Genomic DNA, 18,095 nt, shown 5'->3' with positions numbered 1-18,095 from the left:
AATGAACAAGATTATAATATATATGTTGTTGCTTGGCGGACTATTAAGTGCCAAAGCAAATGATTTGCCAGAAGTAGGATCTGATTGTATTTGGAAAAATACCGAATTTGAATATTTCTGCGACACCTGTGGCTGCGGGGGTAACGGTGGTAGCATGGGTTTTGGAACAGGGCTGAACAATAATTTCGTAGGGTTGAGATATATAGGTCAGAAGTATCGTTCAAGAGATGGTATTTTTGATAATTCCCCTTGGATCAACGAAAACTTCAATACGGTACAGGCCTGGGGAAAATTCCCGGTTGGGAAAAGGGTATTGATCAATGCCCTGTTGCCGTATCATTTTCATAACAGAACCTTTACAGATAATACTGAGCAGACCATAACGGGCATAGGTGATGCTACTGTTTTGGCATATTACAATGTACTACGGCAAACACCAGATAGTATTATTTCTATAAAACCGGAACATGCCTTGCAAATTGGTGGAGGTCTAAAATTGCCTACGGGTAGTTTTGATGCCGCAAATATTGAGGGCAGTGTTAACCCAAGTTTTCAATTAGGTACCGGAAGCTGGGATTATATTTTGGCTGCCAATTATGGTATTAGCCATAGAAATTGGGGCTTGTCCACGTTAGTTAATTATACCATTAAAACGGAGAACAGTAAAAAGTATCAATTTGGAAATCAATGGAATGTGGCATTAAATACATATAAGACCTACTATGTATCCCCATCTGTATCCCTTACTCCGCAAATAGGTGTTGGAGGCGAATTTTTTGAAGAGAATTTTGAGTTTAGTTTGGCCGTACCAGATACCGGTGGCAATGTCTATTTTGGGCGATTGGCCGTAGAGTTAAATTATAACAGGTATGCACTTGGGTTTTCTAGTATGCTGCCCATTTCGCAAAATTTGAATGAAGGTAAAGTTGAGGTAAAAAACAGGGTTTCATTATATTTGAATATCAATATATGATAGATAACCTTTTAAAAACCTAAATAACTGCCCATGACATTAGTAGAGTTTAAGAAAAAACTAACTGCAGCACCAAAAGAAATATCTTTTTCAGACACTATGCAGGTAATAGATTCTAAATATAGTTTTACGCCTACGGCATTTACCAATGGAGAAGTAAAAAATGAAGCTGGCCAAAACTCTGGTTCGTGCAAATTATTTTCGTTTGCAATCAAAGAGGGGCTCACAAAAGAAGAGACCTTGGTTTGTTTTGGTTCTTATTATTTTGATGAGGTATTATTGGATTTAAAAGGAGACTCTCATCAGAATATTAGAAATTTTATAGAGACCGGTTTTGAAGGTTTGCATTTTGAGGGCGAAGCATTGAAATTATTATAGAATAAGTAAAGAATCTTTATCACAAACCCATGCAAGAATTATTGGTTGAAATAAGAAATTGTAAGGTTTGTGAGGCACATTTGCCATTAGAACCTAGACCTATTGTTGCTGGTTCTGAGAATTCTAAAATAATAGTGATAGGGCAGGCACCTGGTAGAAAAGCCCATGTGGAGAATAAACCATGGGACGACCCCAGCGGAAGAAAACTTAGAGAATGGTTAGGGGTAACCGATGACGATTTTTATGATCCCGATAAATTTGGAATTATTCCCATGGGGTTTTGTTATCCGGGTAAGGGTAAATCTGGTGACTTGCCCCCAAGGAAAGAATGCGCCCCGTTGTGGCACCCAAAAGTGTGGGAAGAGTTCAAGAATGTAAAACTCATTCTACTTATTGGCAAGTATGCGCAAGACCAGTATTTGGGTCAAGAAGCAAAAAAGAACTTGACAGAGAATGTGTTGCACTACGAAGAGTTTTTGCCAAAGTATTTCCTTTTACCACATCCATCACCAGTAAATCGTTTTTGGCGAAGTAAAAATCCTTGGTTCGAAGAAAAGGTGGTTGGAGAATTGCAGAAATTGGTTGCTTCTGTTTTGGAATAGAATATAATTGCGATAATCGTAGGAGTTTGTTTTTAACTAAAAGACTTCCAGTACTGCAAAATGGGTCATGAATAAATAATTCTTAGTATTTCAAATATCCTGTCGGGAAAAAAAATTAATAACATGGTTAAAACTATGATGATTGGTATTACTGCTAATAATAGTATCAAACGAACTGATTTATAAATGTATTTTCCTTCTATTTTATTTAAGATTTTCATTTAAATAAGTATGTTGTACAGGCTATTATTAATCCGTATAAACAATTCTGAAGATTATTTGAGATTTTTGCGTCTCCTTTTAAAAGAATAATTAAGCTAATTACAATTAAAAGAGAAGCAATGATGTTTTTAAAATTTTGCAATAAAAATTCTTCCATTTCTAATTCTTTTATCTATATTTTTCCGTGTAACGTAAAGAATCGGTAATAAAACCAATTCATCTAAACATAAAACGTAAATAGCCAAATAATGGCTAAAAATAGAGGCTATGCACTTGATTATAAGCTATTTGTTATAAATTAGATAACAAACATAAATAATAAATTATGGAAAAAATTGCTGGAAATTTATGGTTTTAATCTTGAGACATATTAGAGCATAGTATTGAAGGCTACAATGTCACTTCGAGTGAATCTTAGAGGCACGAGAAAATTAGTATCGAGAAGCTTTCGTGTTCCAAAAGGCGATGTCCTGAGCTCTGTCGAAGGGTTCTCGATACTTTTTATTATTCAATGAAGTTTTTTCTGCAGGCAACTAGCTCCTGTAATTCAAAATTTTTAACTTTTGCTAATTGCTAATTGCTAATTGCTAATTGCTAATTGCTAATTGCTAATTGCTAATTGCTAATTGCTAATTGCTAATTGCTAATTGCTAATTGCTAATTGCTAATTGCTAATTGCTAATAAACCGATCCATCATGTTTTCCTTTTTCCCAGCCATGTTTACCTAGGTATTGGTCGGCACTTTCAACAGCTCCCGTTTCAATAGATGTCCCCATAGAATCGTTCCAACGGTTAAGATATCCAAAGAGGGAGATTACGCCTAGCATTTCAACAATTTCCCCTTCGTTCCAGTGTTGGTATAAACGTTCTTTTATTTCGGCATCAACACCGTTAGGTACCTGTGAGGCCTGTAAGGAGAAATCTAAAGCGGCACGTTCTGCATCTGAAAAGGCAGGGTGTGTTCTGTATTCCCAAATATTATCCAACTGTTCTTGTTCCGCACCATAACGTTCTGCAGCTCGTATAGCATGAGCTTGGCAATATCTACAACCCGTAGCGTTGCTACTCACCCACGCAATCATTCTTTTTAGGGCAGAGGTTACTCTACCTTCATTTGCCATAACGGCTTTGTTCAAATTTATAAACGCTTTTGAAATTGCAGGCCTATGCTGCATGGTTAATACGGAATTAGGGCAAAATCCTAAAGTTTCATTGAAAAATGCAGCCAATTCTTTGGTTTCTGGATCATGATTTGGGTCAAGAGGTGTAACTAATGCCATACGTTTTGTTTAAGTATTTATTTAAGTTGTGTTAATTGATTATTGGCCATTGAGTACACCACATTGGATATTAAAACAGCCTTTATTGTTGTATTTTTGTAATCTACAAGAAACAAAAAATTATGAGTACAACAAATCATATTAGCACGAAATGGTTGGGTAACATGTCCTTTGAAAGTAACAATCCATCTGGGCATTCATTAAAAATTGATATTGCCAAAGAAGATGGTGGTGACAGTAGTGGGTTAAGACCAAAAGCACTTATGCTTTCTTCATTGGCCGGTTGTTCAGGACTAGACGTTGCGGCCATGTTCAAAAAAATGAAGTTAGAGGTAGATGAGTTTCATATTGAAACCATTGCAAATCTTACAGATGAACACCCCAAGTACTACGATAAGGTAGTGATTGAGTATCATTTTCACGGTGCAGATTTAGCGGAGAAAAAACTGCAAAGAGCAGTAGACCTATCCATTGAAAAGTATTGCGGAGTAATGGAGATGTTTAGACAATTTGCTGAATTGGAGATTAAGACTGTTTTTCATAAGAAGTAAAAAAACTCAAATACAAATTCAAAAATCAAGTTCAAGTTCAAATAAAACATTATGCCAGATAAAAAGTTTGACCTTGAAGATAGGTTAGTTGATTTTGCAGCTAACATTGTACTATTTTGCAAAGACTTACCATCTGATATGACTGGTCAGTATTATGGTAATCAACTATTACGATCTACAGGCAGTTCTGCTCTTAATTTTGGAGAGGCACAGGGGACAAACTCGGATAGAGATTATATAAATAAAGCTTCAATTTCTTTAAAAGAATTAAAGGAATCTAGAGTCAATCTTAAAATCTTATCTAAAGTTGATTATGGTAAGCAAGTAATAAGAACTGAATTATTAGGTGAATTAGAGCAATTAATAAGAATTATAGCAACAATAATTAAAAACAAAAAGCAGAATTGAGTTGATGTTTTTCAAACTTGAACTTGAACTTGATTTTTGAATTTGAACTTTAAAGAATGCGCTGGACAATTAAACCAAAACCGAAACAAGAAGATATTGACACTTTAGCCAATGCGCTTAATGTTGATAGTTTGGTGGCGCAATTATTATTGCAAAGGGGTATCTCGACCTTTGAGGAGGCAAAGCATTTCTTTCGCCCGCAGTTGAGTGATTTGCACGATCCTTTTCTTATGAAGGATATGGATATTGCCGTGGAAAGAATTGAAGAAGCTATTGCCAACGGAGAGAACATTCTAGTGTATGGCGATTATGATGTAGATGGTACCACGGCCGTTGCATTAATGTCATCTTATCTGTTAAGTTATTATCCTAATGTAGCAACCTATATTCCTGATCGTTATGATGAAGGGTATGGAGTGTCTTTTAAAGGAATCGATTTTGCCGAGGATAATGATTTCACTTTGATCGTTGCTCTGGATTGCGGGGTAAAGGCAATTGATAAAGTAGCCTACGCTAAAGAAAAAGGAATAGATTTTATTATTTGTGACCACCATAGACCTGGTACAATATTACCAAGTGCTGTAGCTGTTTTAGACCCTAAAAGAGAAGATTGTTCATATCCGTATGATGAATTATGTGGCTGTGGTGTTGGTTTTAAGCTGATTCAGGCATTGGGCTCACGTAGAGGTGAAACTATAGATGATGTCATCTATTACCTTGATTTATTGGCAACTGCAATTGGAGCGGATATTGTACCGATAACTGGGGAGAATCGGATATTGGCTTATTATGGCTTACAGGTTATCAATCAACAACCCAGAATAGGGTTTAAAGCCATAATTGATCAAATCAATAAAAAAGAATTGACCATTACAGATGTAGTGTTCATAATAGCTCCCAGAATAAATGCTGCCGGTAGAATGAAGCATGGGCAACATGCCGTAAATCTTTTAACGGAAACCAATATGGACCAAGCCATTCAATTTGCTTCTGAAATTGAAAAGTTCAATACGGATAGAAGAGGGCTGGATCAAGAAATTACGATAGAGGCCTTAGGACAGATTCAAGAAAATGAAGAGCAAGAAGGCTTTACCTCTGTGGTATATAAAGATACTTGGCATAAGGGCGTTATTGGTATAGTAGCATCAAGATTAACCGAAACCTACTATAGACCTACTTTGGTTTTTACCAAGAGCGGCGATAAATTGGCCGCTTCTGCAAGATCCGTTAGAGGCTTTGATGTGTATAATGCTTTGGAAGGATGCTCAGACTATATAGAACAGTTTGGCGGTCATAAATACGCTGCGGGCTTAACTTTATTAGAAGAGCAGTATAACAATTTTAAGCATCAGTTCGAGAAAGTGGTCAAAGAAACTATTGACCCACAAATGCTGATTCCTGAAATTACCATTGATGCGGTTATTGAGCTAAAGGATATTAATCCTAAGCTAATGCGCATATTAAAGCAATTTGCACCCTTTGGTCCAGGGAATATGTCACCAGTTTTTATGGCAGAAAATCTGCAAGATACTGGTTATGCCAAAGGAGTGGGTAAAGAAGAAGCACATTTGAAATTGTCCGTGGTTCAGCAGGATAGTCATAAAATTGATGGCATTGGTTTTAATATGGGAGATAAGCTATCGTTGGTAACAGGAAGAAAACCTTTTAACGCCGTTTTTTCTATTGACGAAAATGAATGGCAGGGCAATGTTAGTTTACAACTGAAATTAAAGGATATCAAATGAGAATTGAACATATCGCCATTTGGGTATCTGATGTAGAGGCGATGCGCAAATTCTACGAAAAATATTTTAATGCTGTTTCAGGGGAGAGATACCATAATCCTAGTAAAAACTTCACTTCTTATTTCTTGAGCTTTGATGATGGTGCCCGGTTAGAGATTATGCATAAACCAGAAATTGACCCAACTAGTAACATGAACGTTACCTACACTGGTTACGCTCATCTTGCCATATCGGTTGGCTCAAAAAAGAGGGTAAATACCTTGACCGAAGAACTTAGAAAAGATGGGTTTACTATTGCAGGAGAACCAAGAACTACCGGTGATGGGTATTACGAAAGTGTCATCTTGGATCCTGAAGGAAATCAGATAGAAATCACCATTTAACATTATTATTTATAATTGTTCTAAATAAGATTGTTATTTTTATATAAATATTTACATCTTATGAACGATATAAACCCCATTTATCAGAACGATTTTGGTATTGCCTTTCAATGGAAACGTGATAAACCCCGTGAATCGAACAAAGTTCAGGTGATTTTCAGGGATATTGGGTTACTATTGACCACTAGTGAATTACGCTATTTTTCTAAATGCATTGCACATACCATTGAAAATGGAAAGGGTAATTTATGCGGCGACTGTAAATCAAAGGAATCTTGCCGATCATTACTTTTAAATTCTCCTGCACATCAAATAACTTTTGCCGTAAGCTATCAAGAAGCTATTGAGATTAGAGATCTGATCAACGGCACAATGTTTAGGTTAGAATTGGATTCTTTCTTTGGTGAATTAGGTATTGAATAAGATGCAAAAATTCACGCATCATTAATTACCATATTTGTTGCCTAAATCATATTTGACCATTTTATTAATAAATATCTTTGAGGTCAATTTACCAAAAGCTATATGAGCGTGAACGATCCCTATGCTGCCTTACGATTTAAGGAGTTCAATATTTTTCTACTAGTTCGTTTTGCTATGGTCTTTGCTTGGTCCATGCAATTTATAGTTATAGAATGGCAAGTATACACCATTACCAAAGACCCATTGTCATTAGGCATCATTGGTTTAATGGAGGTAATACCGGCAGTGGGCATGGCGCTTTTTGCGGGTCATATAGTTGATCAGAAAGAAAAACGAAACCTACTAATGAAATGTATATTTGGTTTCTCGGTCATTAGTTTTGGACTGTTTATGTTAAGTCTGCCTTCGGTCTTAGAAACCTATGAAACCAAAACCATTTTATATGGTATTTATGCCCTGGTTTTCTGTGGTGGGTTGGTACGAGCATTTTTAGGGCCCACTATATTTTCATTGATTGCATTGATCGTTCCAAAAAAAATATACCCTAATGCAGCTACTTGGAGCAGTACTACTTGGCAAATGGCATCAGTATTAGGTCCGGCATTGGCAGGTTTTTCCATTAGTATTATAGGAGTACATTGGTCAATGTGCGTAATTTTCGGATTTTCTTTGTTGGCGTTAACGGCACTTTTCAATATTTCAAAGAAACCAATTCTTAATCCTAAGATTGGAGAACCCGTTTTTCAAAGTTTAAAGGAAGGCTTAACATTTGTATTTAAGACCAGAGCGGTATTGGGTGCCCTTACCTTGGATATGATTGCCGTATTATTTGGAGGTGCCGTAGCGTTACTGCCCATATTTGCACAAGATATACTGCATGTTGGATCAGAAGGTTTTGGGGTACTTAGGGCAGCACCGGCAGTGGGCGCCGCAATAACCATGTTAGGATCAACGAGATTTCCATTGCATAAGAATGCAGGTAAAAAATTGTTGCTTGCAGTATTTGGTTTTGGTGTATGTATGATCGTATTTGGTTTGTCCACCTATTTTTGGCTATCCGTTATTGCTTTATTTTTAAGTGGTGCGGTAGATGGAGTGTCCATGATTATTAGACAGACAATTTTACAATTAAAAACGCCCGATAATATGAGAGGCCGCGTAGCATCGGTAAATTCTATGTTCGTAGGATCATCTAACGAGCTAGGTGCTTTTGAAAGCGGTGTTACGGCAAAGCTAATGGGTACGGTAACAGCGGTGGTTTTTGGGGGTAGCATGACGCTACTTACGGTAGGTCTTACCGCAATTGTTTCGCCCAAGTTTAGAAAATTAGATCTACAGAAAGATGTAGAAGACCATGAAAATTAATGATCTATAGTGTCTTTAAAAAAAGCCCTAATGAAAGGGCTTTTTTATATTGTAAGTAGTACTTAAGACTTTCGTCGTAAAGTGGTAGCATTCTCGTAGGTCAGTTATAGTATTGGGAATAAACACTTTATCTAAACTTGTGCGTAAAGATAAAACCAAATTCTATTTTTTGCCAATTTTTATGGGAAGTTGATGCAAGTAGTTGCACAATTTTGATATGTGGGACTTGCAAGTATTAAGTTACAAAAAAAAAGCCCCTAAACATAGGGGCTATTCTTTTAAGTAACACTTAAGGGTTTAAATCTTCAAGTGGGGAAACTTGTAGGTAATGTGAAGATTTGGGATACAACACTTAAACTAACTAACACTGTAAAGGTATGTTGAAAGCTAAGTTTTATAAAACTATTGTTGTGAACTGCTCAATTCTTGTTGTAAGAAAAGGATTACAAATTAAATATTGCATTTCATCGATGATTTTGATGGAATTCAGCTGAATTCTTTCAACGAAAGTTTTGAACCGTCAAACTCGGCATAGGTGTAATATTTTATCCAATCTCCTAAGTTGGTGTACATTGAATCTTTCTTTAATTCAATTTCCAATGGCAGATGTCTGTGTCCAAATATAAAATGATCAAAATGCTGGCTTTCTAATTTTCGTTTGGCATATAGTACAAGCCATTCTTTATCGTTTCCTAAAAATTTAGCATCGTCATCACCGCTGATCAATTTATTACTAACAGATAGATGTTTTGCCAAACGAACGCCAAGATCGGGGTGTAACCACTTAAAGAACCATTTTGCTACGGGGTTGGTAAACACCTTTTTCATTCTTTTAAACCCCTTATCATCCGGTCCAAGACCATCACCATGACCAATAAAGAATGATGTTCCGTTAATGGTATATTGTTGTGGTTTATGATAAACAGGTATATTCAGTTCTTCCTCAAAGTAACCATTCATCCAAAGATCGTGGTTGCCAACAAAATAATGAATTTGAATACCTGCATCAGACAGTTCAGCTAGCTTCCCCAAGGTTCTGGTAAATCCTTTTGGTATTACGGTCTTGTATTCAAACCAGAAGTCGAACAGATCGCCCATCAAAAAAATGACTCCTGCATCTTTCTTAATGGTATCTAACCAACGTACAAACTTAAGTTCTCTCACTCTACTTTCTTTCATAGTAGGTGCACCTAGGTGGTTGTCACTGGCAAAGTATACTTTTTTCCCTGCTGGAAGTTCAATGTTCGTCATCAGAATGTAAATATAATAACTGTTTTGCGTACCTAGGGAATACGTTGGTCAAAATAAGTACATACAGGTGTTTGTGAACTTGGTTTAAACAGTTGGGTCTTTTTCGTTCAATACAATTTTAATGGGGAGATGATCGCTAAAACCATTTACGTTGAAGGTTGAAGCGTTTGGTCTACCAAATTTCACAGGTTTTTGGTAAGCACCGGAAGTTAGTTCAGGGTATGCAATAATTTCTACGGTACTCAATTTAAACGGCAAACCTGATTTTTCTGATAAAATACTTTTAGAGATCATAAACTGGTCTAGCATATTATAGGTGTTGTCAAATACAAAAGTACCGATCTGTGCATCTAAAAACCGATGCATTAAGTTATAGAAGTACTTTAACCGCACCCTATTGCTTTTAACCAATGCCTTGTTGTTAATGGCCATTAAATAATTGGTTATACTTTTATTGTAAGGGTTGTCATTGAAATCGCCCATTAATAGAATATTGGCATCGCTGCCCTGTTCCTCGTAAATGCGTTCAATCCAATATGATAGGTTTTCCGCGACCATTATTCTAAAAGGCTCGCTTGTTAGCTCACCTCCTGATCTTGATGGCCAGTGATTAAGAATACAAATAAGCTTATTGCCGTTGGCAGTATTTATATGTACCTGAAATAGATCGCGTGTAGTATTTCTTTTAATGATACGAAGGCTAAAGGTCAACTGTTCTGGTCCATATTTGGTCTTGTCATAAATAAGTGCAGTATCTATACCTCGTTTATCATCCCCTTCAGAAATAACAAAACCGTAATTTTTTTGTAATGCCGTGCTCATGGCAGATATCAGCAATTCAATTACATGTTCGTTTTCTACCTCACAAACGCCAAGAATATCCGGACCTTCACCATTATTGAATTTGGAAATGATAGCGGTGAGATTGGCAATTTTTTGGTTGAGAATGGTAGCATCCCAACCTTTAAGTTCGTTCCCTAAATGGTTGTTTAAAAATTCGCTTCTTCTAGGCGAATTTTCAATGTCGAACAAATTTTCAAGATTCCACCAATAGATATGATGTTTGGTCATGTTGCTATATATTAAGGAATTACCCTCAAAATAAAGCAATTTATAATGATGAACGGCATTTGAAGTGTAAAGTTTAGATGAACTTAATTATCACTTGCGTACCACTCGGCAAAAGAGGTATCCGTTTCCTGAAGTTTTAGGGAAAACAAAGAAATATTTTCGGGCAACCTCGATTTTATTTTGGCTGCAAAATCTATCACCATATTTTCACTAGTAGGTTGGTAATCCGCTAAAATAACATTGTGTCCCCTATCGGTCAATTCTTTGGCCAGTTCTACGTGTGGTGTATTTTTATTGAACACGGTAGCATGATCAAAAATATCAACAATGTCTTCTTTCACTATTTTTTTAAGGTCTCCAAAATCTATCACCATACCCAGCTTAACATGGTTGGTATCGGTAATAGGGCTTCCAATTACGGTTACGGATAATTTATAGCTATGGCCATGTACGTTTCTACATTTACCATCATAACCATACAGTGCATGACCGGTCTCAAAGTTAAATTGTTTTGTAATGCGAATTTTGCTCATAACCAATAATTATATGGCAAAGGTAGGGAAAGTATAAACGTATTTATACAGAAGAAATTAATCTAATACAATCTCTCTGTTTCCTGTGATTAAGCTAACATGGCAACAATCTGCCCCTACTTCAAATTCTTGGTTTACCACTAACTCATCATTAATATAACCCTTAAAAGTTAGGGTAGTAGCCTTATTTTGATATTGAATGCGGTGTGCATCACTTATCAGTGGGTATATGCCTTGATCATTGTGGTATTCTTCGGCACTTATATCTTTTGCCAAATTTTCACCGGTTGCAGTGTCTATTACTTCTAAACTATCTAAAACTACGGCATTATCAGATGTATCTTTAATGCTCACGGTAATAGTTACAAAATTTAAGGTACATACCGTTGAGGAACAATCTACTACCTCAGTATCAGGTTCATTTTTATCACTACACGTCAATAAAAAGAAGGATAGAAGTATCAATGTAATTTTTGCGAACATAAAAACGGATTTTATTAAAAGATGAATAAATACCGATTAGTTGCGTGGTGATACAGCATTACCTTTTGTATTTTCTTTTTGCGCGGACTTTATTTACAAAATAAATGACCAAAACAAAAAGTGCAAGAATTGGAAATACAAGGTTACCGTTTAAAAATTGAAAGAATTCCATAATAATGATTTAGAAACAGAACGACAGGCTGTTTCGGTTATTGTCTATTTTTTAAATTTTGACAGCGCGTTACGGGTAAATTCCGATAGTGCCAATTTACCTGTTATAGATGCACGATCTGTCAATAAGGTATCCCAATGGTCGGTGCCTACCCATAAAACTTTCTTCCATTCGGTCAATGCATCAGGATTATAGCTTGCCAATTTATGAATGAAGAAATCAAGTTCTTTGTCCATTTCTTGGGCATTGTCATATACTTTGTTGAACAGTCCTTTTTCTTGAGCCCAATAAGCACTCTTCCATTCCGTAGGGGCTAAAGACATTTCGCCCATAGCTGCATTTCCTATTTTACGGGCAACGGCAGGAGCAATAACCAACGGAGCAATACCAATACTAAGCTCAGAAAGTTTAATTGATGAGTTCACGTTAGAATACACATAATCACAAGCTGCGGCAAGACCTACGCCGCCACCAACAGTTTTACCATGTACACGGCCAACAATGACCTTTTTACATTTACGCATAGCGTTTATCACGTGGGCAAAACCACTAAAGAATGCCTTACCTTCTTCTAAGTTGGAAACCTCTAACAGCTCATCAAAAGAAGCGCCGGCACAAAAAGCCTTTTCTCCCTCAGATTTTAAAAGGATAACAGAAATACCCTCGTTTTCTGAAAGTTCATTAATAGTATCGGTTAGGCGTTCTAAAAGTTCAGAAACAAAAGAGTTACTGGCAGGATGCCCAAATTCTACATGCGCAACTTTACCATCTATTCTTGTATATAAACTTCCATTTTTTCTTGTGGTGACCATAGCATCTTTTTTTGCTCGATAATCGAGACGATTTGCATTAGGGATTGCCCTAAGGTATTGAACACAAAATTACTGATTTTGCAATAAAGGTTTGAATTTGTTTCTAAACTTCCACACTAAAGCGGCACCTCTAATAAACATCCAAACGGTAAAGGCCAGCCATATGCCCGTTAGCCCCCAATTGAGGTATTTACCTAAAAAAAGCATAGGAACAAACCCTAAAAAAGTAGCTGCGAGCAGGGTGTTTCGTAAATATTTCATTTCGCCCAGACCTTTAAAGACTCCGTCAAGTACAAAGGCAATGGTGTTTATGGGCAATCCTAAAATAATGATATAGAAAATGGCATAGAATGCGGATAGCACCAAACTTTCATTGGAAAAAAGGGCACCTAAAGGTTTATAAAAAATACCGGCAAAGGCCATAATCACTACACTGACTACGAGTCCGTATTTCGTTATTTTTTTAGCCAATAACCAAAGTGCGTTATAATTTTTTTCTCCCAGCAATCTACCGCCCATAATATTTCCGGCGGCACCAAAACCATCGATAAAAAAAGCTGAGAACAACCAAAGGTTAATAGCAATGGTATGTGCGCCAATATACTTATCGCCTAGTGCAGTTGCTTCCCTAACAGCAAGTATAAGAGCCGTATTCAATGCTATGGCACGAACAAAAAGATTTAGGCTCATAACCACTAATCTACCAAGTTCTGGGTGAATGGGTAGCCTTAGCTTTAGACTAATATCTGTCTTTGTCCAAAGTAAATAAAATGCCATAATGGCCATAATACTTTGCGCCAATAAACTGGCATAGGCCGCACCATCTAAATACATTGCTGGTATAAAGCCATCAATACCGTATACAAAGGCGAAGTCGAAAATTACATTTAATAGAGCTCCTGTAATGGCAATGACCATGGGCCAATAGGTATTTTGTAATCCACGAAATATACCCATTACGGCAAAAACGAATAAGGTCAAGGGAAATCCCCAAACGCGAATACTGTAATAACTAATACAATACTGCAGTATTTTTCCCGAGGCATTTAGCAACTCAAAAATTTCTTGAATGACAAAAATGGTAGAGAGCAAAATTAAAATACTAAGAGCAATATTGAGGTAAATGGCCTGCGCTGGCAGGGTTTTGACCGTTTCTATTCTACCAGCGCCCAAATACTGTGATATTATGGCAGAAATAGCGCTACGTGTTTGCCCTAAAATCCAAATGAGCATAGAAAGAAAAGAACCTACTATACCGGCTGCGGCAAGAGATTCTAGTCCGTCAACCGGAATATTCCCTACTATGGCGGTATCCGTAATAGATAATAAAGGTTCTGCTATGCCTGCTATAGTTGCGGGTATGGCCAAGGCATTTATAGATTTAAAATTAACGGAAGTTTTCAAAAATATAGATTCTATAGTACAAGTTCGTAGCAGTGAAAAGGATGTGCGCTTTGCTTGGGAAAAAAGATATCCTCTAATTTAACATAACCACGTTGCTCATAAAATTTCTGATTTCTTTTGTTTTGGCTAAAGGTATCTAACCTTACTGATAGGGCGTTATTTTTACGTGCAAAGTTTTCGCCAAAATCCATTAATTGTTGTGCAAGGCCCCTGCCTTGATATTTAGGGTGTACCGCTAGTCTATGAACATAGTAGTTGTTGCCGTTTTCTGTTAACCAGGCAACATTTTTATATTCATCGTCCATTACCTGCGATAGTACAATGCAGCCAATAATGGCATCCTCTTCTAAAAGTACATAAAGTTCATTACGCTCAATATCTTTTTCAAATGCTTTTTTAGAAGGGTATTCCGTTGTCCATTGGTAAATACCTTTTTCTTCCATGGCAATTCTACAGGCATTGGTCATGGTTAAAATTTCGGGTATTTGCGATATCTTTGCAGGTGCTATCATAAAAGCCATTTAATTAAATTGTAAATTTAGAGTTATAATCAATACTTTTTATCATGATGAATATTCTTGTTCCTATAGGGACCTCAACAAATGCGAACGAAACTTTACAATATGCCGTTAATTTTGCAGAAGACTTTGGTGCGGATATTTATGTAATGGAAGTTTTCAACGTCAGTGGAAAAACGGGAACCCTTACGAACGTTACCCAAAAAGTTACTGAGAATTCTAAAGAACGATTAAAGGAGGTTATAGCTACGGTAGATACCAAAGATGTATCTATCAAAATTGCAAGTTTTAATGGCGAGCTTAAAGATGGGTTAAGGGAAATTGATAAGGGAATAGGTATTGATCTTATCATTTTAGCACCTAGAAGTAATGATATACAAGAAGAATATTACCTGGGGCATACCTCTGGTGCCATTATCAAAAGAACTAATATACCTACACTGATCGTCCCTAAAGGAACTGCCTATAAATCATTTGAGAATATATTGGTAGCCTTTAAATCAGGTATTTTAAAAAGAAAGAGAATACTTGATCCGTTAATTGAAATAAAGAACAAACATAATGCAAAAGTGAATCTTTTAATGGTGAAAACGCCTGGGTATTCAGATGATGATTTAAAGATCAATACGGCGTTAATGGACATTAGTTCACAATTAACCTTTACGGATAACCCAACCACATATCATGGGGTTTTGGAACATTTTCAAGCAAAACACCCCGATTTATTATGTGTTTTTAGAAGAAAAAGAGGTTTTTTTAAGAAATTATGGGAAAAAAGTACCATTTCAAAATCAGAGTTCTTTGCGCCTGTACCCGTATTGGTGCTCAGTGTAAAGAAAGATTAAATTGTACTTTGATACGTTGTTAAAATGTATTTCCTTTGATCCTCTTGAAAATTGGGGTTTTCATCATGTGAATACCAAGCAATTTTAAGCAATCAATATTGAAGGGGGATTAGCTCAGTTGGCTAGAGCGTCCCGAAAGTTTTCGGGAAGGTCGTTTCGATATTGAATTAAGATTAAAGAAATTAGGGGGATTAGCTCAGTTGGCTAGAGCGCTTGCCTGGCAGGCAAGAGGTCACCGGTTCGAATCCGGTATTCTCCACAACTTTAATGCCTTCAAGAAAGTGAGGGCTTTTTTTCTGGTTTTGAGTAAATAGTGTAATCAAAGGAATAGCGTCCCGAGAGCTTTCGGGAAGGTCACCGGTTCCGGTCCGGTATTCTCCACGATAAAGCTTCCATTTTGGAAGCCTTTGTTTATTTAATTATTTTTAAATATGAGCTTCACAACTTATATCATTTATAGAAAGACTTTAAATTGTTATTATGTGGGGAGTACAGAGAATATTGATACAAGGTTATTACGCCATAATAATGGCAACGGAAGTACTTATACCAAAAAAGCAAATGATTGGGTATTGAAATGGCAGCTTAATTTTAAAACTCGATCAGAAGCAGTCTCGTTTGAACTTCTGGTTAAAAAGAAGAAAAGTAGAAAGTATAGTGACTATTTAATCTCAACAGGAATACAAGAATAGAGCGTCCCGAAAGCCTTCGGGAAGGTCACCGGTTCGAATCCGGTATTCTCCACTTAAAGCTTCCATTTTGGAAGCTTTTTTGTTTTATTTTTTTCTTATAATAATAAACTGTGCTGTAATTCCCTTTTTAAAATTTAAATATGTAGTATCAGGAACGTTGAGTTTTAAACTATCCAGAACAACAGGGTTTATTCCTCCCGCATTACCCAAACTTTCATTACCAAAAATACCATTATAATCATATAATTCTCCTGAACATTCAACATAATCCGTTGCCATATTTGGTCTGTAGGGCTTAAAGGTGTATGATTCATTAATTGTATGTGTTTTATTGTTTTGTACATCAACAAAATTATCGGTATCCACGCTCCAAGTTTTACCATCATCTATGCCGTTCTCATTAATGTCAAGGCGTTCCCCTCCAACCCACATTTTCACCCTTAGTTTACCATTTACCTCTGTATCGGTAAATTGTGTACCCGTAATGTTAACAATGGTTGCTAGATATTCTGGATAGGCAACATCACAATTTCGTGATTGATATTCCGTTGCAAGAACTACATTTGCTGCAGGAAAACCTTCTTTTACATAACTTAATTTATAGGATAAAGGGGAACCGGGAGATTCTTCTGGTGAATAGTTGCCGCCAGCTGCAATATAATCATAAATTTTTTCAAGATTTCCGCCAATAGTTTGGGCCGCACTAGCACCATTGCCTCCAATTATCAATGCCTTAATGTTAGACTCTTCAAGAACATTCTTTGAATCAACATCAAGGTTAAAATCTCCTCCTTTTTCACCCGCTTCTATTGCCGCATTAAAGGCTGTTTCTACTTCCGTTATACTATAATCAGACTCTACGGTATACAATACCATACGACCGTATGTAACAGCTGAAACATAGACAGGGCTTGTGGATCCCAAACTTTCAATACTAGGAAGATCAGTAAAAAGATCGCTTGGAACTTGACCTGGGGAGTCCAAATCAATAGTAAAATATTTTTGAATAAATTTTAGCACGTACTTTTTCTTAACCGTTGTGGTATTGAAATCAAAACTACCCGAAATGTCTTTGGTTTTATCGCGATAATTTGCTCCAAGGGCTATAGATAATTGCTGTTCAGAATAGACTTGAGACTTATCAAATTCTAACTGTGCAGGAGTAGCACCTTTAACTTCAAGGTTGAGCAATTCATTAACACCAGCTCTAACCTCACTCAGCAAATTTGGGTTATTAACAGTTACACTAGTCTTTCCTTTGACATTGTTTAGCGAAATTGACATGGTAATTGGCGCACGATCCTTGTTGATCCTCGCATATTCCCCAGTAGGTATGGTTTCCCCTTTTAACATAGATCCTGGATATATGACATCGGTAGTTGGATCCAACGTGAACAATTCACTAAAACCGGGTGCTCCCTTGAATGTTTGGGTAAAGCATTCAAATTCCGTTGTTCCCTCACGTTCGGGATTGGTCGAGGCGGTCTCAACGATACTCGACTCCTCAGGTTGGTTGAATCCACTTAGATTGGCCACTGCAGAATTAAAGTCATCGGCATCATTATTGGAAAACTGTGGTAAGCTTGGGTCATCAGGAAGTACTTCATCTTTATTACATCCTACAAAGGTCAATAATATTGTACTTAACAATAGTACGCTTATGGTTTTAAAATTTAAATGATTTGTTTTCATAACTTCTTGTTTTTCAGGATTCAACATTCCAAACTTAGAGTAGAAATGATCCCATCCCTAATTTTGTCCATGGACAAAGTATGGACAAGCAACTTGGATTTCGATGAACTACACCATGGACAGCATAAAAAACCTAAAATCATAAAAAATTCAAAAACCCTTTATATTCAACGGTTTACATATTTTATTTATAGCTATGATCTCCAAGAAAGTATAACCTTTTTATGGACAAAGGATTTTTCTAGCAAAGATGCACATGTTTTATGAAGAGAATTATGATTTATCTTAGTG

20 protein-coding genes and 1 tRNA gene are annotated in these 18,095 nt (G+C 36.5%); 12 read left to right on the top strand and 9 right to left on the bottom strand.

Annotated features, from left to right (window positions below):
* Position 1: 1 nt before the first annotated feature.
* Genes VBZ51_RS07850 through VBZ51_RS07840 form a run of 3 tightly spaced genes read left to right on the top strand, consistent with a single transcriptional unit; the run spans position 2 to position 1,953 of the window.
* Positions 2-973, top strand: a complete 972-nt coding sequence (locus VBZ51_RS07850) for a transporter (RefSeq protein ID WP_416576569.1) — start codon at positions 2-4, stop codon at positions 971-973.
* A 33-nt stretch (positions 974-1,006) separates the two neighbouring features.
* On the top strand, positions 1,007-1,351 hold the full coding sequence (locus VBZ51_RS07845; RefSeq protein ID WP_058104686.1) for a HopJ type III effector protein: 345 nt from the start codon (positions 1,007-1,009) through the stop codon (positions 1,349-1,351).
* A gap of 29 nt (positions 1,352-1,380) precedes the next feature.
* Positions 1,381-1,953 (top strand): uracil-DNA glycosylase family protein, encoded by a 573-nt coding sequence (locus tag VBZ51_RS07840; protein ID WP_416576568.1) that lies wholly within the window; start codon positions 1,381-1,383, stop codon positions 1,951-1,953.
* 900 nt (positions 1,954-2,853) lie between these two features.
* On the opposite strand, the gene VBZ51_RS07835 is transcribed toward VBZ51_RS07840, so the two are convergent.
* Complete coding sequence (locus VBZ51_RS07835; RefSeq protein WP_058104690.1) at positions 2,854-3,456, bottom strand: carboxymuconolactone decarboxylase family protein; 603 nt, start codon at positions 3,454-3,456, stop codon at positions 2,854-2,856.
* 122 nt (positions 3,457-3,578) lie between these two features.
* Between VBZ51_RS07835 and VBZ51_RS07830 the strand changes: the two genes are divergently transcribed.
* The 6 genes from VBZ51_RS07830 to VBZ51_RS07805 all read left to right on the top strand — a co-directional run bounded on the left by VBZ51_RS07830 (position 3,579) and on the right by VBZ51_RS07805 (position 8,331).
* On the top strand, positions 3,579-4,007 hold the full coding sequence (locus tag VBZ51_RS07830) for an OsmC family protein (RefSeq protein ID WP_071340684.1): 429 nt from the start codon (positions 3,579-3,581) through the stop codon (positions 4,005-4,007).
* Positions 4,008-4,058: 51 nt separating this feature from the next.
* Entirely contained in the window at positions 4,059-4,415 is a 357-nt protein-coding gene (locus VBZ51_RS07825) for a four helix bundle protein (protein WP_058104692.1), read from the top strand.
* A 56-nt stretch (positions 4,416-4,471) separates the two neighbouring features.
* Complete coding sequence (gene recJ, locus VBZ51_RS07820; RefSeq protein WP_416576567.1) at positions 4,472-6,160, top strand: single-stranded-DNA-specific exonuclease RecJ; 1,689 nt, start codon at positions 4,472-4,474, stop codon at positions 6,158-6,160.
* On the top strand, positions 6,157-6,543 hold the full coding sequence (locus VBZ51_RS07815) for a VOC family protein (protein WP_416576566.1): 387 nt from the start codon (positions 6,157-6,159) through the stop codon (positions 6,541-6,543). The genes recJ and VBZ51_RS07815 overlap by 4 nt, the downstream gene beginning before the upstream one ends.
* Before the next feature lie 60 nt (positions 6,544-6,603).
* Positions 6,604-6,966, top strand: a complete 363-nt coding sequence (locus VBZ51_RS07810) for a hypothetical protein (protein WP_058104695.1) — start codon at positions 6,604-6,606, stop codon at positions 6,964-6,966.
* A 102-nt stretch (positions 6,967-7,068) separates the two neighbouring features.
* The gene (locus VBZ51_RS07805; RefSeq protein ID WP_071340680.1) at positions 7,069-8,331 is read left to right on the top strand and encodes an MFS transporter; all 1,263 of its coding nucleotides are present in this window, start codon (positions 7,069-7,071) and stop codon (positions 8,329-8,331) included.
* A 486-nt stretch (positions 8,332-8,817) separates the two neighbouring features.
* On the opposite strand, the gene VBZ51_RS07800 is transcribed toward VBZ51_RS07805, so the two are convergent.
* From VBZ51_RS07800 to VBZ51_RS07770, 7 genes are all read right to left on the bottom strand, one after another.
* Positions 8,818-9,582: a UDP-2,3-diacylglucosamine diphosphatase gene (locus tag VBZ51_RS07800; protein ID WP_416576565.1), complete on the bottom strand. Its 765-nt coding sequence runs from the start codon at positions 9,580-9,582 to the stop codon at positions 8,818-8,820.
* A gap of 84 nt (positions 9,583-9,666) precedes the next feature.
* The gene (locus VBZ51_RS07795) at positions 9,667-10,653 is read right to left on the bottom strand and encodes an endonuclease/exonuclease/phosphatase family protein (protein WP_416576564.1); all 987 of its coding nucleotides are present in this window, start codon (positions 10,651-10,653) and stop codon (positions 9,667-9,669) included.
* A gap of 83 nt (positions 10,654-10,736) precedes the next feature.
* Positions 10,737-11,186 (bottom strand): 6-pyruvoyl trahydropterin synthase family protein, encoded by a 450-nt coding sequence (locus tag VBZ51_RS07790; RefSeq protein WP_058104699.1) that lies wholly within the window; start codon positions 11,184-11,186, stop codon positions 10,737-10,739.
* A 57-nt stretch (positions 11,187-11,243) separates the two neighbouring features.
* The gene (locus VBZ51_RS07785) at positions 11,244-11,669 is read right to left on the bottom strand and encodes a hypothetical protein (protein ID WP_416576563.1); all 426 of its coding nucleotides are present in this window, start codon (positions 11,667-11,669) and stop codon (positions 11,244-11,246) included.
* Between the two features lie 216 nt (positions 11,670-11,885).
* Positions 11,886-12,653: an enoyl-CoA hydratase/isomerase family protein gene (locus tag VBZ51_RS07780; RefSeq protein WP_416576562.1), complete on the bottom strand. Its 768-nt coding sequence runs from the start codon at positions 12,651-12,653 to the stop codon at positions 11,886-11,888.
* Positions 12,654-12,722: 69 nt separating this feature from the next.
* A complete protein-coding gene (locus tag VBZ51_RS07775; protein ID WP_416576561.1) occupies positions 12,723-14,057 on the bottom strand; it encodes an MATE family efflux transporter in 1,335 nt (444 codons plus the stop codon).
* A gap of 11 nt (positions 14,058-14,068) precedes the next feature.
* Complete coding sequence (locus VBZ51_RS07770) at positions 14,069-14,569, bottom strand: GNAT family N-acetyltransferase (RefSeq protein WP_286814713.1); 501 nt, start codon at positions 14,567-14,569, stop codon at positions 14,069-14,071.
* A 53-nt stretch (positions 14,570-14,622) separates the two neighbouring features.
* On the opposite strand from VBZ51_RS07770, the gene VBZ51_RS07765 reads away from it, so the two are divergent.
* The 3 genes from VBZ51_RS07765 to VBZ51_RS07755 all read left to right on the top strand — a co-directional run bounded on the left by VBZ51_RS07765 (position 14,623) and on the right by VBZ51_RS07755 (position 16,112).
* Positions 14,623-15,420 (top strand): universal stress protein, encoded by a 798-nt coding sequence (locus VBZ51_RS07765; protein ID WP_058104703.1) that lies wholly within the window; start codon positions 14,623-14,625, stop codon positions 15,418-15,420.
* 185 nt (positions 15,421-15,605) lie between these two features.
* Positions 15,606-15,679 (top strand) — tRNA-Ala (locus VBZ51_RS07760).
* Positions 15,680-15,851: 172 nt separating this feature from the next.
* Positions 15,852-16,112: a GIY-YIG nuclease family protein gene (locus VBZ51_RS07755; protein ID WP_416576560.1), complete on the top strand. Its 261-nt coding sequence runs from the start codon at positions 15,852-15,854 to the stop codon at positions 16,110-16,112.
* 84 nt (positions 16,113-16,196) lie between these two features.
* Here the strand turns inward: VBZ51_RS07755 and VBZ51_RS07750 are convergent, their stop codons facing one another.
* Positions 16,197-17,804 carry a thiol-activated cytolysin family protein gene (locus VBZ51_RS07750; RefSeq protein ID WP_416576559.1) on the bottom strand — a complete coding sequence of 536 codons (1,608 nt, stop codon included), beginning with the start codon at positions 17,802-17,804 and terminating at the stop codon, positions 16,197-16,199.
* Positions 17,805-18,095 lie beyond the last annotated feature (291 nt).

Source organism: Maribacter sp. HS, from assembly GCF_048059195.1.
Taxonomy (GTDB): domain Bacteria; phylum Bacteroidota; class Bacteroidia; order Flavobacteriales; family Flavobacteriaceae; genus Maribacter; species Maribacter dokdonensis.
Note: the sequence above shows the minus strand (reverse complement) of the source record. Positions and strands in the feature narration are given on the sequence as shown.

Coding starts and splice junctions, on each gene's coding strand:
- VBZ51_RS07765 (WP_058104703.1), top strand. CDS start 14,623: ATGATGAATATTCTTGTTCCTATAGGGACCTCAACAAATGCGAACGAA.
- VBZ51_RS07850 (WP_416576569.1), top strand. CDS start 2: ATGAACAAGATTATAATATATATGTTGTTGCTTGGCGGACTATTAAGT.
- VBZ51_RS07750 (WP_416576559.1), bottom strand. CDS start 17,804: ATGAAAACAAATCATTTAAATTTTAAAACCATAAGCGTACTATTGTTA.
- VBZ51_RS07810 (WP_058104695.1), top strand. CDS start 6,604: ATGAACGATATAAACCCCATTTATCAGAACGATTTTGGTATTGCCTTT.
- recJ (WP_416576567.1), top strand. CDS start 4,472: ATGCGCTGGACAATTAAACCAAAACCGAAACAAGAAGATATTGACACT.
- VBZ51_RS07800 (WP_416576565.1), bottom strand. CDS start 9,582: ATGACGAACATTGAACTTCCAGCAGGGAAAAAAGTATACTTTGCCAGT.
- VBZ51_RS07755 (WP_416576560.1), top strand. CDS start 15,852: ATGAGCTTCACAACTTATATCATTTATAGAAAGACTTTAAATTGTTAT.
- VBZ51_RS07795 (WP_416576564.1), bottom strand. CDS start 10,653: ATGACCAAACATCATATCTATTGGTGGAATCTTGAAAATTTGTTCGAC.
- VBZ51_RS07815 (WP_416576566.1), top strand. CDS start 6,157: ATGAGAATTGAACATATCGCCATTTGGGTATCTGATGTAGAGGCGATG.
- VBZ51_RS07790 (WP_058104699.1), bottom strand. CDS start 11,186: ATGAGCAAAATTCGCATTACAAAACAATTTAACTTTGAGACCGGTCAT.
- VBZ51_RS07835 (WP_058104690.1), bottom strand. CDS start 3,456: ATGGCATTAGTTACACCTCTTGACCCAAATCATGATCCAGAAACCAAA.
- VBZ51_RS07845 (WP_058104686.1), top strand. CDS start 1,007: ATGACATTAGTAGAGTTTAAGAAAAAACTAACTGCAGCACCAAAAGAA.
- VBZ51_RS07830 (WP_071340684.1), top strand. CDS start 3,579: ATGAGTACAACAAATCATATTAGCACGAAATGGTTGGGTAACATGTCC.
- VBZ51_RS07825 (WP_058104692.1), top strand. CDS start 4,059: ATGCCAGATAAAAAGTTTGACCTTGAAGATAGGTTAGTTGATTTTGCA.
- VBZ51_RS07780 (WP_416576562.1), bottom strand. CDS start 12,653: ATGGTCACCACAAGAAAAAATGGAAGTTTATATACAAGAATAGATGGT.
- VBZ51_RS07840 (WP_416576568.1), top strand. CDS start 1,381: ATGCAAGAATTATTGGTTGAAATAAGAAATTGTAAGGTTTGTGAGGCA.
- VBZ51_RS07785 (WP_416576563.1), bottom strand. CDS start 11,669: ATGTTCGCAAAAATTACATTGATACTTCTATCCTTCTTTTTATTGACG.
- VBZ51_RS07805 (WP_071340680.1), top strand. CDS start 7,069: ATGAGCGTGAACGATCCCTATGCTGCCTTACGATTTAAGGAGTTCAAT.
- VBZ51_RS07770 (WP_286814713.1), bottom strand. CDS start 14,569: ATGATAGCACCTGCAAAGATATCGCAAATACCCGAAATTTTAACCATG.